At 50.8% G+C, this 14786-nt stretch carries 11 protein-coding genes and 1 pseudogene; all 12 read right to left on the bottom strand.

Going from position 1 to position 14786, the window contains the following annotated elements:
* Window positions 1–5367, bottom strand: a pseudogene (locus tag HMPREF9473_RS17030) (hypothetical protein); the annotation flags it as partial.
* A gap of 27 nt (window positions 5368–5394) precedes the next feature.
* Complete coding sequence (locus tag HMPREF9473_RS17025; RefSeq protein WP_006781423.1) at window positions 5395–7611, bottom strand: ZmpA/ZmpB/ZmpC family metallo-endopeptidase-related protein; 2217 nt, start codon at window positions 7609–7611, stop codon at window positions 5395–5397.
* Between the two features lie 44 nt (window positions 7612–7655).
* Window positions 7656–8423, bottom strand: a complete 768-nt coding sequence (gene lepB, locus HMPREF9473_RS17020; protein WP_006781422.1) for a signal peptidase I — start codon at window positions 8421–8423, stop codon at window positions 7656–7658.
* A gap of 417 nt (window positions 8424–8840) precedes the next feature.
* Window positions 8841–9698, bottom strand: coding sequence for a tyrosine-type recombinase/integrase (locus HMPREF9473_RS17015; protein WP_006781421.1), 858 nt, complete (start codon window positions 9696–9698; stop codon window positions 8841–8843).
* 129 nt (window positions 9699–9827) lie between these two features.
* Window positions 9828–10772 (bottom strand): hypothetical protein, encoded by a 945-nt coding sequence (locus HMPREF9473_RS17010; RefSeq protein ID WP_006781420.1) that lies wholly within the window; start codon window positions 10770–10772, stop codon window positions 9828–9830.
* A gap of 341 nt (window positions 10773–11113) precedes the next feature.
* Complete coding sequence (locus HMPREF9473_RS17005) at window positions 11114–11308, bottom strand: helix-turn-helix domain-containing protein (protein WP_006779534.1); 195 nt, start codon at window positions 11306–11308, stop codon at window positions 11114–11116.
* A gap of 34 nt (window positions 11309–11342) precedes the next feature.
* Window positions 11343–12005, bottom strand: a complete 663-nt coding sequence (locus HMPREF9473_RS17000; RefSeq protein WP_006781419.1) for a hypothetical protein — start codon at window positions 12003–12005, stop codon at window positions 11343–11345.
* Between the two features lie 59 nt (window positions 12006–12064).
* On the bottom strand, window positions 12065–12739 hold the full coding sequence (locus HMPREF9473_RS16995) for a hypothetical protein (protein WP_006781418.1): 675 nt from the start codon (window positions 12737–12739) through the stop codon (window positions 12065–12067).
* Between the two features lie 16 nt (window positions 12740–12755).
* Window positions 12756–13313 carry a hypothetical protein gene (locus HMPREF9473_RS26410; RefSeq protein ID WP_006781416.1) on the bottom strand — a complete coding sequence of 186 codons (558 nt, stop codon included), beginning with the start codon at window positions 13311–13313 and terminating at the stop codon, window positions 12756–12758.
* Window positions 13314–13362: 49 nt separating this feature from the next.
* Window positions 13363–13890 carry a hypothetical protein gene (locus tag HMPREF9473_RS26405; protein WP_242830854.1) on the bottom strand — a complete coding sequence of 176 codons (528 nt, stop codon included), beginning with the start codon at window positions 13888–13890 and terminating at the stop codon, window positions 13363–13365.
* Between the two features lie 40 nt (window positions 13891–13930).
* Window positions 13931–14467 carry a hypothetical protein gene (locus tag HMPREF9473_RS16980; protein ID WP_006781412.1) on the bottom strand — a complete coding sequence of 179 codons (537 nt, stop codon included), beginning with the start codon at window positions 14465–14467 and terminating at the stop codon, window positions 13931–13933.
* A gap of 24 nt (window positions 14468–14491) precedes the next feature.
* Window positions 14492–14786 (bottom strand): hypothetical protein (locus HMPREF9473_RS16975; RefSeq protein WP_006781410.1); only part of this gene is annotated, 295 nt, incomplete at its 5' end.

The following is a 14786-nucleotide window of genomic DNA, read 5'->3' as shown; positions in this document are numbered from 1 at the left end:
GACCTTGCCCGCTTCTGATGTGGAAATGTTATCGCTATAACACACGGTGATATCTGCTATCGTGTTTCCGATGGAGTATGTGTTTCCCGCCCCTCCCCCATAGGTTGTGGCTGTCAACGTATTTCCCGCCGTATAACAGTTTTTTATCACACTTCCAGTCGTAATACTGCTGGCAATTCCTGACGCCGCAAATGCCGACGCAGTTGCCACGGTCGCCTCACTGATGATACTGGAATCCATGGTGTAACAATCCTGAATCGTGGAACTATTATTCATTCCTCCGGTGAGTCCGCCTGCCATTCCTCCATTGATTCCACCCGCATGAATTTCCGCATTCCGGCTGTAACACCTGGATATTACCGTCCCGGTTCCCATCATCCGGCCGGCGATACTTCCAGCTGACGCAGCACTTCCATCTCCTGCTGCTTCTATCACGGCATCCACCATGCCGATATCAGATATCTTTGCCGTGCCTATCAGTTGTCCAAACAGCCCCAGCCGGTCAAGACCGGTTGTTTTGATGTAAAGTTTTTGAATCTGATAAACCTTTTGATGGCCGGCTCCAAAGATTCCGCCGTATCCCTTCGTCTCATCCACTCCGTTATAGGTACCAATCGGTATCCATGGTATCGGGGAATCGTCCTGGCCTCCGTAGGCCGTTCCCACAAGGCTGATATTCGTCGTCAAGTCCGCATTCCAATTCTGATTGTCCGTACTGCTGTTCACCTTGTAGGCAAACCAGCCAAGCGCCTCCGGTGTGGAAAGCTGATATGGAGAACCATCGCTTCCATCTCCTACCGATGGTTTCTTATCCTTAATCAATCCCCACTCGATGCCCTCGCCAATCTGTTCCCAGCTGCCGGCCGGGTCCAGGGTTCCAAAATCCGGGTACTGGCCTTCCGTGTATTTCCAAGGACCGGTTATGCTCTGGACGTTTAAGGCAAAGGCGGCGGGCCAAGACTGGAGTTGTTCTTTTGTCAGTCCCACCGTGTTACTATCATTTGCAACAGCTCCATTCAAATCACTTTGATAATAACAATTGGAAAGTGACGCCGTACTACCTTTTCCAAAAATAGCTTTGCATCTGTCTTCATATTCCGTCTGCACCGTGCTGATATTTCCTGCATTATAGCAATTCATAATTTTCGTCGTGGTATTACCGTTGCCACTGGAACCCAGAATTCCGCCAAACCCGGCTACTGCATATCCTGCCTGACTCCCCCGTTGGGTAATATCTCCCCTGTTCCAACAGTTTTCTATGGTAACCTTTACACTTACATTTGGGTAATTAATGTTGCCCAGGATCCCTCCGCCTTCCCGGTATACATCGACATTCCCGCTATTGGAACAGTTTTTGACTGTCAGCGTAATGGCACTGGAACTTTCTATCGTTGCTCCAAGCAGTCCTCCTGAATTGCAGGCAACCGTCCCGGATGCAGGCGTAGAATTAACTGCGGCGGCATTATGACAGTTTTCCACAATCGTCGTTCCGTCTATGGCTCCTGCCAAAGCCCCCACACGGTTTCCACCAACGACACTTCCTGACTGGATTGTTATATTTTTCACAGTGGCGCCGTTAAATATGCCAAAGAGTCCGGCATACATGGTTTCCGAGACATTGAGACTGGTGATGTGATGTCCTCCGCCGTCAAAAATATACTTGAAAGAATATGTGCTTGATCCGATTGGTTTCCATTTCAAAGCCTTATCGATATTTTCTATGGTCTTCTCCCCTGTATAACCGGTATACTCTGCGCCAAATAGATCAATATCCGCCGTTAATACCGTATTACTTAACGCATATCCATGATTGATCTTCCACGCAAACCAGGCCAAATCCAATGCGTTTCCCAGCTTGAATGGTACCGTATTCGGTTTGGTAAATGTGATAAATCCCTGCTCGGCCGCACGCCCTACATCATCCCAGCTTTCCGCCCCTGAAAGAGTTCCATAGGTTGGATACTCCCCGCTCTCATAAGTCCAGGAAATGTCTCCCATCTGGCTCAGACTCTCTCCATTCAGCCCGAATGCCGCTCCCCATGTGGCAAAGTTTGTGTGATAGATTCCTGTGGCTGCGGTATCTGTTGGCGTATAGCTTGTATCATAGAAGCAGTGTTCCATGTTACCATTCTTGATGCCAACAATTGCATTTACATTCGCCGCAGTCATCTCACCGGCTTGATAGCACTGCTTCACAGTACCGGTTGCAGTCAGTACCCCAACGATTCCTCCTGCTACAGCATTCGGATAGGTTCCATTTACCGTTCCCTGGTTATAGCAGTTTTGGACAGTCATCGTTCCATTTGTCACAGATGTCAGAGTTCCAACAATTCCTCCCAGGCGGGAAGCCGTACTGCTGTTGACGGTTCCAATATTATAACAGCCGTTTATAACCAGATTGTTGGAACTGGCCCCACTGTTTCCAAGGATTCCTCCGATCGCATCATCTCCCACGCCGGTCAGAGTGCCTTCATTCCAGCAGCCGGTCAGAGTTACGCCTGTTCCCTCAATATAGCCGGCGATTCCTCCTGTATAAAGACCTTTTAAACGGACAGGTCCTTTTCCTATTCCAAGATTCTTAATATTGGCGTTGCTTCCGAGAATTCCGAATAAGCCCACCATCTGGGATGTTGTCTCCTTCGTTTTTATGACGGAAACCGTGTGTCCGTTTCCGTCAAAGGTTCCTGTATAGCCTTTTCCAGCATCCTGTGACTTGCCAATGGGTACCCATGGAAGCGCTTTGTCCAGTGACGGGTCGTTTGTGGAGTCGTAGGCATTTTCTCCGTTATAGACGGAACCGTACAGATTGAGGTCCACCATCAGCTTTCCGCATAAGCCAGTCTGGCCTTCCACATTGTTGACCTGATTGGCAAACCAGGCTAAGTCCTCCGGGCTTTTGATGAAATAGGGATTGCCTGGTGTCCCCGGAGTGATAGCGCTTGCGGCATGGCCATAGGACGGGGCCGATACGGCTGCGCCTACGGCTTCCCAGTCCGCGTAGGTGACAGGAGGGGTGATATTGAAGGATGGGTATCCGTTGTTTTTGTCATCGCTCCGCGTCCAGATGGGAGTGGATAAATCGGCATTTAACAGGGCTATCATGTCATCACTCTTCATTTCAGCTGTGGTCTTTTTGGTTGTTGCCACCAGATTGGTGCTGCCAGAGTCTGTACACATAGCCCAGCTTGTGCCCGTCACATTCTCATCCCAATAACAATTTCTTATCCCTGACTTCGGCTTCTCTCCCTGATTGAACTTTCCTACAAGTCCGCCTGTACCAGAAGTACTTGTAAGCGGTCCGGCTGCAAAGCAGTTCCTGATTTGATAATCCCCAACACCATTAGGTAGATAGTCTAAATAGCCGATGAATGAGCCAGTGAACTCTATCTTAGTGTCAATCGATGCCCGGCTGTAACAGTTCTCAATCAACACTTCATCCTTATCGCTTCCTTGCGTTATCAACCCTACAAAAGCGCCAGCGCCTACATGCCTCGTATCATCAGCCTCCTTTTCATCAACCTTCACAGAGCAGGTAGCATCCAGACCCAGTCTTTTTATAACAATTCCGTCTCCGGCAACGCCAAACATGCCTCCAACGCCCTTTTCCTCCACTCTCATGTTCGCGATTACCATACCTGCCCCATCAAAGGTTCCCAGATACTTATTCTCAATGGTGCCAATTGGGTTCCACCGAATGGGAAGGCCCGGAGTTCCACCATATTTGGTGCCCATCAAATCGATGTTGGCAGACAATGCCGCATTCACTATGGTGTCGGCCCCGGTATTTACCTGGAGTGCAAACCAGGCCAGCTTTTCGGGGGTGTCAATCGTATAACCGGATGTGGCGTCACCGGTCGGGATATCCGCTGTGATAAAACCGTCGATCATCCCCTGGCCCACCTGTTCCCAGGTGGCTGCATCAAGATTGCCGATTCTTGGGAACTGGCCCTCGGTATACTGCCAGGAGCCATCCATCTTTTGGCCGTTCAAAGCGAAAGCCGCCGCCCAGGTCTTTAACTGGGTTTCCGTCTTTCCTGTCACCTCGCTCATTACAACGGAAGGGGGTCTCTCTCCACTTCCATACGTAACGGAATTATTATAGTAACAGCTGACGACTGTACCGGCAAAACCATAAGGTGATACAATATATCCACTATTATTTTTGTTGTTGGAGTAACTGGTCGTAAGCACTATCTTGGAACTGTTAAAACAATATTCAATGATACTCCCATTGTCTGCTCTACCCACTATTCCACCAGTGCACATGGTATTGGTCCAGTTACCATCTGATATCAACCCATAATTTGCACAATAACTGATTCTTCCTCCGGCTTGAAGCTGTCCGGTAATTCCGCCGCTCCAGCGGTTATGATCACTGTTCACACCGACTGTCACAAAGTTAAAGCACTGCGTGATTTGGCCGGCACATGCTCCTGATATTCCTCCGCCAATCCGAACTCCGGAATTGCTTCCCTTTACCGTCAAATTTTTCACAATCCCGGCAGAACCAACGGTGCCAAACAGACCACGGGTATTGGCTCCCAAACTTGATGGCAGATACATGTTGTCCACAGTATGTCCTGCGCCGTCAAAAGTGCCTGAGTAACTGGAACCGAATGCAATGGGATTCCATATGACTGCGCTTCCAATCGTATCGGAAGACACGGTTCCTTCATAGCCGGAATAGGTCTGCCCAAACAAATCAATGTCGGCTCCCAAAGTGACGCATTTGGCTCCGTAGGCGCTGTTCTGTGTGTTTACCATATAGGCAAACCAGGCCAGCGCTTCCGGGCTGTTGATGATGTATGCCTGGGATTCGCTGCTTCCGTCTCCGCCCTCCAGCATTTTCCGGTCCGGACTTTCCGTTCCGTCAGGCAGCGGCATGGCGGTGTTTCGCAGAAATGTCTCATCCCACCCGTATGTGGTGACTGCTGAGTTCCAGGCAGTCACTGTGACGGCAGCCGCCCTGCTGTTAACCATATAGGTTCTGCTGTAACCGTTGATTTCCGCCGTGATACTGGAATTACCTGATGACGGTTCTATGGCTGCACTGTTTTCTGTGGTTTCTGTGGTTTCCGTGGTCTCATCGGTTTCCATGATTTCCACAGTTTCTGTGTTTTCCACAGTTTCCGTGCTTTCCGCAGTTTCCGTGCTTTCCACAGTTTCCATGATCTCCACAGTTTCCGTGATTTCCACAGTTTCCATGATCTCCACAGTTTCCGTACTTTCCACAGCTCCTGTGCTTTCATCGGCCATTGATTTCATCGGGCTGAAGGTTCCTGCCAGCAAACAGGCTGACAGAAATATGACAAGTCCTATGTATCTTTTTTTGATTTTCTTCGTTTCATTTACCTGCTTCTCGTACATCTGTTGTCTCCCCGTATAGCGTTTGGATTATTCTGAGACTGCCTGTGTCTCCCCGTTCCTGACGTAGTTATGTTCATCAATCCTGATATCCCCTTCCGCCGCCCAGTTGATTTCCTGTCCGTCAATCTGGGTAGGCAGCAAAAGTTCCTCCCCTTTTATGGCATCCGCAAGGGTGCAGCCATCTGGCAGTATCAGCGCGATGACTGACACTTTCGAGCCTGTCGTCACCATTTCCGCTTCCTGCTCCGCAAAATATGAAAGCTGCGGATAAGCCTGCTCGGTTGTATACCAATTACCGGGAATCCGGGCTTCGTGTCCAATCATATCTACGGTGTTGAGTCCGATAAGGGAGTAGGTTTCCTCCTGACCCGCTTCGCTCTCTGTCGCCACTGGCGTCTCTTCCATCTCTGATAACGCCTCTTCCTCACTGACACAGGCCATCTGCCGGTCATAAACACAGCCATTCAGCTTCCCATTTCCCAATGCGGTAAACGCTCCGCGGGTTGTACCCTGTTCACCGACAGTCACTGTGGAATAGCAATCCTCTATGGTTCCTTCGTTGACAGCGGCAAATCCACCAGTCACGCCGGTACTGTCTGACAGGCCGGAGACATAACTGTTTTCAATTCTGGTTCCGGCCCCAAGGATTCCGGCCAGTCCGCCGGCATAGGTTTCCACATGTTCTACGTCAGAACTGATGGTGGCCAGTGCAAAGCAGTTGGAAACCAGAGTTTCCTCCGCTGTCTCAGCGATCAGGGCGCCTGCCGTAATGCGGTCTGCGGTTACCAGAATGCAGATGTCTCCAAACGGATTGCCCGTGTATTGGAATTCTTCTTCAGAGTTCTGCGATTCTGTTGTATGCTTAGTATCTTCTTTTATGTTCTCCGCATCAGAGGGAGTGGCCTTTGAAGGGCCATCCTCCGTGGCATCGGAGGGGGTTGCTTCCGAAAGGTCTTCGACGCCGGTATTGATGATGGTGGCTTCCTTCATCATCAGCATCTGACGAAGGACAGGGCGGCAGGCGACTGTTTCTGCCATTGCAGTTTTTGCGTTCACTGGATTAGAAACTGCCTCTGCCTGTACCAGTTCCGATTTTGCTTTCTCTGCTCCCAAGCCTTCTGTTTCGACTGTTTCGTTTTCTACCTTACCTGATTCGACCGGCTGGTTTTCCACTTTTCCTGTTTCTGCCGGTTTTGTCTCCGCTCCTCCCGCTTCTGTCGGCTTGGCTACCTCTCCTCCTGCTTCTGTCGGCTTGGCTGCCTCTCCCCCTGCTTCTGTCGGCTTGGCTGCCTCTCCTCCCGTCTCTGTCGGCTTGGCTGCCGTTCCTCCCGTCTCTGTCGGTTGGATTTCCGCCGGCCCACTTCCGCCATCATGTCCACTTTCTTCTACTGCCACGTCAGTGGATGTATTCTCATTTCCATCCGGATATGTAGAACTGCTTTCCTGACCGACCGCGGATGTCTCTTCCCCTGATGGCTGTGCGGCATCCTGTTCTTCCTGGTCTATTTCAGATTCTGTCACATCAGTATGTTCTATCTCAGCGCCAGGCCCCGCCGTAGTCTCCAATCCCGGCCCTCCTGCTCCATTTCCTCCGGCTGTTCCTTTTTCCTCTTCCAAGGTTCCCGCAACGCCCGTCGTCTCCAGTACTCCTGGCCCCCAGAATTCCTCCGCCTCCGACGGACTGGCCTTCTCCAAAAGATACTCCGTCTCCATCGGTCTCGCCGTATGAATCTCCCCATTCACTCCACAATTTCGAATCGATGAGCGTATTGCATAGGCCGCCAGCGCACCATATCCATCCACATAATGTTCCCCATCATAATAGGTAACGGGATTCTTTATCACGGCATTGCTAAAAAACAGGTTCTCCACCTCCGCTCCCTCAAGAACTCCAAACAGCGGCCTCGAAAGCCCGGTTATCACATGCCCATTTCCATCCAGACTTCCGGTAAATGGCTCCACATTCGTACCGACGGAAGTCTCCATCCAGCTCAAATCCAGGTCGGCATCCAGCTGATATCTCCCATTCAGGTTATAACCGTCACTCTCCTCATCCAGCAGATACTGTTGAAATTCATCTTCGGTTTGAATCACCACCATCTCACGGCTCTTGGCGCTGACGATGCCAAAACTGTGAACCGCATAACCTGCACCGCACACGGCCAGCAGGCAGACTGCCCCCATAATCAGATAGTTCTGACGTTCCTTTCCATTCCATTTCGTATGTAATCTAAAATGACTCATCTCCTGCACTCCTCCGGTTTCTTAGCTATCCAACTCCGTTTTTTCTATGATCCTCCCGCCCTGACAATCAATATCACCCTGCCAAGCACTGCTTCCTCCGCTATCGTTCCAATGTTGCTGTCCCGGCTGTCTATGGACACCGCCCGGTTATCTCCAAGCACCAGATACTGCCCGTTCATCACGGTCTGCGGCGCCCCCATCTTATCGTCCGGCTCCCCTTTTCCGGTATCCGTCAGGGTCACATAGTTCTCTCTCACCTGGACTCCGTTGACTACCACCCGGCTGCCAGCCCCGTTGATTTCCACCTTATCTCCCGGAAGCCCGGCGATTCGCTTCACGAATGTCTCCCCACCTTTTTCAAATACCACCACTTCATCCCGGCGGATTTCCCCGCCCAAACGGCTGTATACAATCCAGTCCCCGTCATTGATATAGGGATACATGGACGTCCCCGCCACATGGTCAATTCCTATGAGAAAGAAAAACAAACTTCCTATCCCCAGCGCTGCCGCAACGATGCCGGCCAGGATTCGGATGCCTCTCGCTCGTCGTCTTACGAAATATCGCCGCATTTCAACCCTCACACGGCCACGCATCCGTTTCTCCAGCTCCCGTAATCCGTTCGCTCCCCGCGCATCGGCAGTTCGTTCTGCTTCCAGGGCCTTCACGATTTCCCACAGGTAACAGATGATCTGTCCTTCCTCAAAGCCCCCAAACCGGACCGTGGAAAAATGGGATGGCTTCCTGTTTCGTTTCTCCCGGTCTTTCCGCCGGCTTTTCCGGGATTTTCCTTTGCTTTCGGCCGTCTCCACGAACTGGCACCTCTCTTTACTCCATAATATCCACTATGTGGTATTGCATCGGCGTTTCAAAAGGGTTAGGGAAGATTTTAGGCTCAAAAACAGATGGCGTCCGCTCCTGTTCCCCTCATTTTCCCTTAAGTTCCAGGAGAGATAACCCAAGGGGCTATGATTCTGGAAACGACAAATAGGCGGTTTCAGCCCTAAAGCCGAACCACCGGTCTCTCCCGCCCGTATACCCACATTTTTACGGATTTCGTTTCTGATTTTGCAGGTTTTTCCATTTTAAACCTTGCAATTTTTACGAAAGTGGGTATAATAGACTATATCGTGAGGAAAGAATTCCTCACATCATGATACACGATACCGCATAATGGATATTATGGGGTATTTTTTTATGAAATGATTTCCTGTCCCGTCACCCGACGGCTATCCAAGCACCAGCCGCATCCGCGACATCTGCCTCCTCGGCTGCTCTTCCGTCGTCATAGTATAAATTCTTGTCGTACTGATACTGGAATGCCCCAGCAAATCCATCAGCCGCACCACATCCTTCTCGATATTATAAAATGTCCTGGCAAACAGATGTCTGAAATTATGGGGAAATACCTTAGCCGCGTCCACTCCCGCCGCCCTGGCCAGTTGCTTCATCTTCTTGCTCACATTGCTTCTGTCCAGAGGATTCCCCTGCCGGGTGATAAAAATACTTCCGATGCGGATTCCTGCCTTCCTGCAATATTTCTTCAGCAGCCTGGTCAGCTCCACCGGCAGCAATACAACCCGTGACTTCCCCTTATTATAAATCTCCGCCCGCCCAGTCTCCAGGGACTCCACGGTGATGAATTTCAACTCACTGATTCGAATCCCCGTGCTGCCAATCGTCTGCAGCAGCATACTCATCCTCAAATCCCCCAGCCGCTTTGCCGTCCGCACCAATCCCTCATACTCTTTCTCCGTCATTTCCCTCTCCGGCCTGCTGTACACCGCCTTCTGCACCTTCAGCAGTTTCACCTTCAAATCCTCTCTCCCCGCAAATCCCAGAAAACTGTTCACCGCCGCCAGCATGGAATTCACACTGCTGATTTTATAATGCTCCATCAACTCCATCTTAAATCCCCGCACCTTCTCCTTATCCACTCCCCCGTCATCCCCCAGATACTTCAGAAACTTTCTCACATCCCTCAAATATTTTTCCACCGTAGCCCGGCTTCTCTCCTCATCCATCAGATATTCCCGGTATGGCTCCAGCATTTCCGGCGTCAATCCCATAATTTTGCGTTCTCTCATATCAAAAAAACCTCCTTCGTAAAATTCCGTAATATCTTCTACTTTAAATGGAAATGGAAAAAATTGCAAGAAGATTAACTCAAATTCCTCTGGCAATTTTTTCCATGACGCAGATATAACATTTTTCAATTATAACTTCATTTTACTTTCAAATTCTCCAATTGTTTCAACTTTAGCGGCAAGTTTATGCCAAGCCTTCAAAATCTCCAGGTCCTGCTGCTCTAAGACGGTTTCCTGCAGTTCCTGTGGTATCTCTCCCAAATCCTCCAGCAGTTCCAAAATATCTTCTGCTTTTCCTCTTATTTTTCCAGCAGTTTCTCCCTCCGCAAAACTGATTTCCTTCTCACTGGCGATGTGTTCTTCTTCGTTGTATTCATACCATAACATATCCATTACCTCCGCCCTGTTCTTGATCAGGAACTCCGCCAGGATGTTATTTTGAATGCATTCATCAATCGCATGGTTAATCGCTGTGGTCAAATCTGCGTCTTTTTCATGGTATCGTCTGACCGCCGCCACAAACTGCGCATATTCCTGCAATTTCCTGCATTTCTCCATTAACTCCCGGTTGTGCCCCAGATTTACATTCAGGACCAGCGCTGTCATCTCCAGACACGGCGGCTCTTCTCCTTTTACCGTATAAGAATCGGAAAGCTTCATGACCTGGCGGTCTGGCTGGTCTTGGGTTCCGTTGTAAAATACCACGTAATAAGGGGTCGGTATTTTGATTCTGCCGCTTCCATACAGCTTTCTTCCTTCTTCCCCTATCATTTTTCGAAACAGGTCCGTCAGATAAAAGAGTCCCCGAAGCGGCATATTGGGATTGATTGTACTCTGATGTTCATAGAGCTTCTGCTCCCCTTTTATCAGAAATGATAAATCATTTTTCATCTTCATATACACGGCATTTTCGAGGGTATTTATCTCCAAATCCTCCGGATTCGTGTAATCGGAACCTCTGAGTGCATTGTAGAGTTCCAGCAAATCCTTCTTCTCTTGAAACACGGCCCGGAATACCCGGTCCTTATACTTCCGGTCTGCCACTACCGGCATTTCTGGCATTTGATTCGCCATCTTGATACCTCCATTATATCGTCTTATTTGTCTGATTGCAATCGTTTATCGGCAAATAACTGGCATAAGGCATCCCTCCCCCTTCTCTTCCCGGATATCACAAAATAACCGGTTGTAAATGACTGTGTAACTAGCTTTGAAACTTCCAAATGTGTGAAACTCTGGCCGAACTGGCCGCAACGGCTTGCGCCGAAGAATACTCACAGAGTGATACTCTGTGTGAATGGGTTTAGTATATCACATCGTACTTTTGTATGCAATCATATTTTTATAAATAATAGAGTTCCCATAATGTTGTCTGTTATGGGAACTCTGAAAAATCGTTTCTTGTTTTTAATTTCCTACCCTTTAATTCCCAGCGTCTCGGCGATGCGCTCTTTGGTGCGCTCGCACTGGTTGCGGCCGTAAATGATGTCGCTGACGGTGGAGTTGGCGATGCCGAGGCGTCTGGCCAGCTCCTGCTGGGGGATGTCCTGCTCTACCATGGCGATTTTCATTTTCTTTCCGAAGGGGGTGCATGGGATTCTGGTTGCCATATTGGTTGTCTCCTTTCTGATGGTTCCGTTGTGGTTAGTGTACGGATATGGTGAAGGTTGGGGTAACAGTGAACGTCTCATTGTTTGACCAGCCCTGTACGGTGGCGCCATACAGTTTCATCTCCAGCACGGCACTGGCCGCCAAGGTATTGTCACCAGTTGTGGTGCTTACCTTGTAGGGGGTGGTTCCATAATTGGCATCCGGGTCGAACCATTTTGTCTTGTCTCCGGCCGCGCTGGTTGGGACAGCTTCGGTTGACTTTCTCACTGCAAACATTACCTTCTTATCGTTTCCAGTTCCCGTCAGTTTTGTGGCATCGTTGGTGAAGCCGCCTGCGGCATTTGTGGCTACTGCCGTGATGCTGACGTCTATGGGGACCGTAGATGTGTTGGTGATTTTGTACTCACCGGACTGGGCTGTGATCCGGTTGACCTGTGGGTCTGTCACTGTCATGTTGGGGTTCATCTCAAAGGCGGCCGCTGTCGGTACTTTTACACTGATGCTTGTTACTTTGATGGTTCCTGTCAGGACGGAGTTCTGGCTTCCTCCTACCGTTCCTGCGGCATTTGAGGTTGATATTGCCACATCTTCGATTGTTGCATTTGCCAGGCCCGACGCATAGGACGCCATGCTGCCTGTCACTGCCATCCCTACGGCCAGTGCCAGGGCCGCCGTTTTCTTCATTTTCTTATTCATCTTCTCTTCCTCCTGAATCCTTTTGATTTTTTATTGCTCTTTCTCATTACTGCTTTCTATCAATCAGCCGCGTTGACTGTACTGATTTTCAGAGTGGGGCTTACGGTGAACTCGTATTCTCCGTAGAAGTCCGGTGATATCTTTCCGTATAAGTTCAAGTCCGTGCTTCCGTTTGCCTCGATTCTTGCCACAAATATGTCTCTTCTTCCTGGCAGGAGGGCATACTGCTCGAAATCCGCTTCACTGCTGTATGAGACACCGCTGGCTCCCAGCACCAGGATGGCGGTTCCGGGGTCTCCCACTTTCGATACTTTGTCCAGAAGCTGGAACTTCTGCTCAGGCCCATTGCCGAACTTGGGGGAGAAACGGATGTCCTCCTCGCCGATTTCGGCTACCTGGGAGATTTCTACCTTCACCGGTACCACCGAGTGGTTGGCGACGCGGATGACCGGGCTCTGTATCTGCTCTCCGGGGCGTTCCGGGCTGAAGGGCTCCGTGGTGTCGATGTTGAATTCAAACCCTCCGGCCGGCAGTTCCACGGAGATTAAATCCACCTTGATTTTTCCCCGCAGCTCGGATTTTGCAGTTGCTGAGGATTCGTCAACGGGGAACTCCAGGGTTCCCATTTCGGCCGCCGTTCCTGACAGCACTTCTCCATAGGCTGGCGGGGCATCCCTCTGGAACGCGTACAGGATAATCATGCCTGCCGCCAGGCAGGCTCCCAGTTTTCTCAATGTTCCCTTCCCCCTTTCATTCCAGCAGCGTCAGCTTGATCTTCACCGCCGCCTGCCCCACGTATTCTTCGCTGTCCTCCCGGTAGGCCAGGAAGACTGCCGTGCAGTCATAGTTTCCGGCTTCCAGTCTGGTATCCGGGGGCGCTGACTCCACATAGCTTCCCGGCGGGATGGCTCCGGTCTCATAGATTTTTTCTCCCGTGTCATCCCGGGTTATCTCCACACGAATTAATTTCCCCTGGTTGGACGGGTTTTCGATCAGCCAGTTGATGTTCCGGTCCGCTCCCGATGCCCGGCCTGACGGGGTGGCGTTCATGGACATGGCAAGCATGCCCTCCTCCACCACAGAATCCAGCTCCCGCTGGCGCTCTTCCAGGCTCTTTCCGGGGATATCTCCCATGATTACGTTAGATTCATATACCAGGCCGGCGGTCTTCTCCGCCGGCCGGCTCCGGCTGAAATAGACGCCGGCCGCCGCTCCCGCCATGCAGAACAGCCCCAGGGCCAGCACGGCCGCTGTAAATCTCCGGTTCTTCCCCGCATGTTCTTTTTTTCTTCCTGCACCTGCACTCATGTCCCGTGTACCTTTCGTTTCTGTCTTCGTTTTATCCACTGTTCTGCCGTTATTCCAGCACATACAGAGTAATTTTTGCCGCCGCGCGTCCAATGTAGATATCCTCACCAAGCCGGTATGTATCAAAGCTGGCCGTGCAGGCGTACTCCCCTTTGGGAAGTTCCACATCCAGCGGGGCTTCATCGATATACTGTTCCGGTTCGATATACCCGGAGCGGTAGATTTCCTCCCCGGTGTCATCCCGGCTGATACTTACCGTGAAGCGGTTCCCATTTCCCGGCGGGTTCTCTATCATGAAATTGGCTTTGCCCTTCCCATCCTGTATGTAAGGGGTGGCGTTAATGGAGAATGCCACCATTCCCTCTTCCACAATGGCGTCCAGCTCCCTCTGGCGGCCTTCCGGGTCATTCAAAGTTCCGGTTTTTACATTCCCCTCCGCCTGAAGACGGGGGATGGATGCCTCCACAGACTGGCTGTTGGCATAGACAAAATATCCGGCTCCTGCCACCACCGCCATACAGAAGACTGCCGCCAGAGCCACTACCAGGATATTCAGTCTGTTTCTTCTTTCTCGCATTCTGCTTCTCTCTCTTTTCTGCTCTTTCTTCATGTCCGGCTCACTGTTTTTCTTCAAGAACTCTTAAGGTAATGTCGATGGAAAGGTTCCCCACCGGTGTCTTCTCCTCAAACAGCTCCAGCATCACTGTCACCGGATATTCTCCGGGAAGCTGCTGTTTCTTCAGCGGGATGGTCTCCACATAGTTTCCCGGATCCACCCGTCTGGTATTTCCCAGCAGTTTTCCGTCTTCCTTCGAATACAGACTGACTCTGGCGCTGTAATGGTTGGTGGATGGATTCTCATACTCTATGTTGCAGTCACGGCTTCCTTCCTCCATCGTCGGCAGCTGGTTCATCACCACCCAGAAATCTCCGGCGGCTACCTCCTGGATTTCTCCGGCGTGGAGGGTTCCTGTCCGGGCATTTTTATCCGGCTGGATATCGATCTGCGCCTGGATCGGGGCTGGGAAGCCCCAGACTGCCACGATGGTGCAGATTCCCAGACTGGCTGCTGTTACCAGGCCCGCCACAGCCAGAAATCCGTTTAGTTTCCTGCTGCGGTCCAGCCTATTTGTTTTCTTTCTGCTCTTCTCCATGCTTCTGTTCATCCCCGCCATTGTCTACCGGACCACTACCGCATCCGCCGTATCGGTATAATCACTCTCCGACACTCCGAACCAGTAACCGATTTCATACTCAAACTGCTTCGTCTCCGCCACATGGATGCCGCTGTATTCCATGAAATACCGGTATGGCAGCACACCTCCGTATTTCAGCCGGTACTCCATCCACGACGTTCCGCCCGCCGCCGCATCCTTATCATAGTACTTCTCGCCGGACAGAGGACCGCTCTTCCCTGCCAGGTTCGCAAGTCCCAGCCTCACTCCTCCGGTGTCAGCAGCCAGCATGCCGGTG

Source organism: Hungatella hathewayi WAL-18680, assembly GCF_000235505.1.
Lineage (GTDB): Bacteria > Bacillota > Clostridia > Lachnospirales > Lachnospiraceae > Hungatella_A > Hungatella_A hathewayi_A.
The sequence above is the reverse complement of the archived record's forward strand: the minus strand, read 5'-3'. Positions and strand labels throughout refer to the sequence as shown.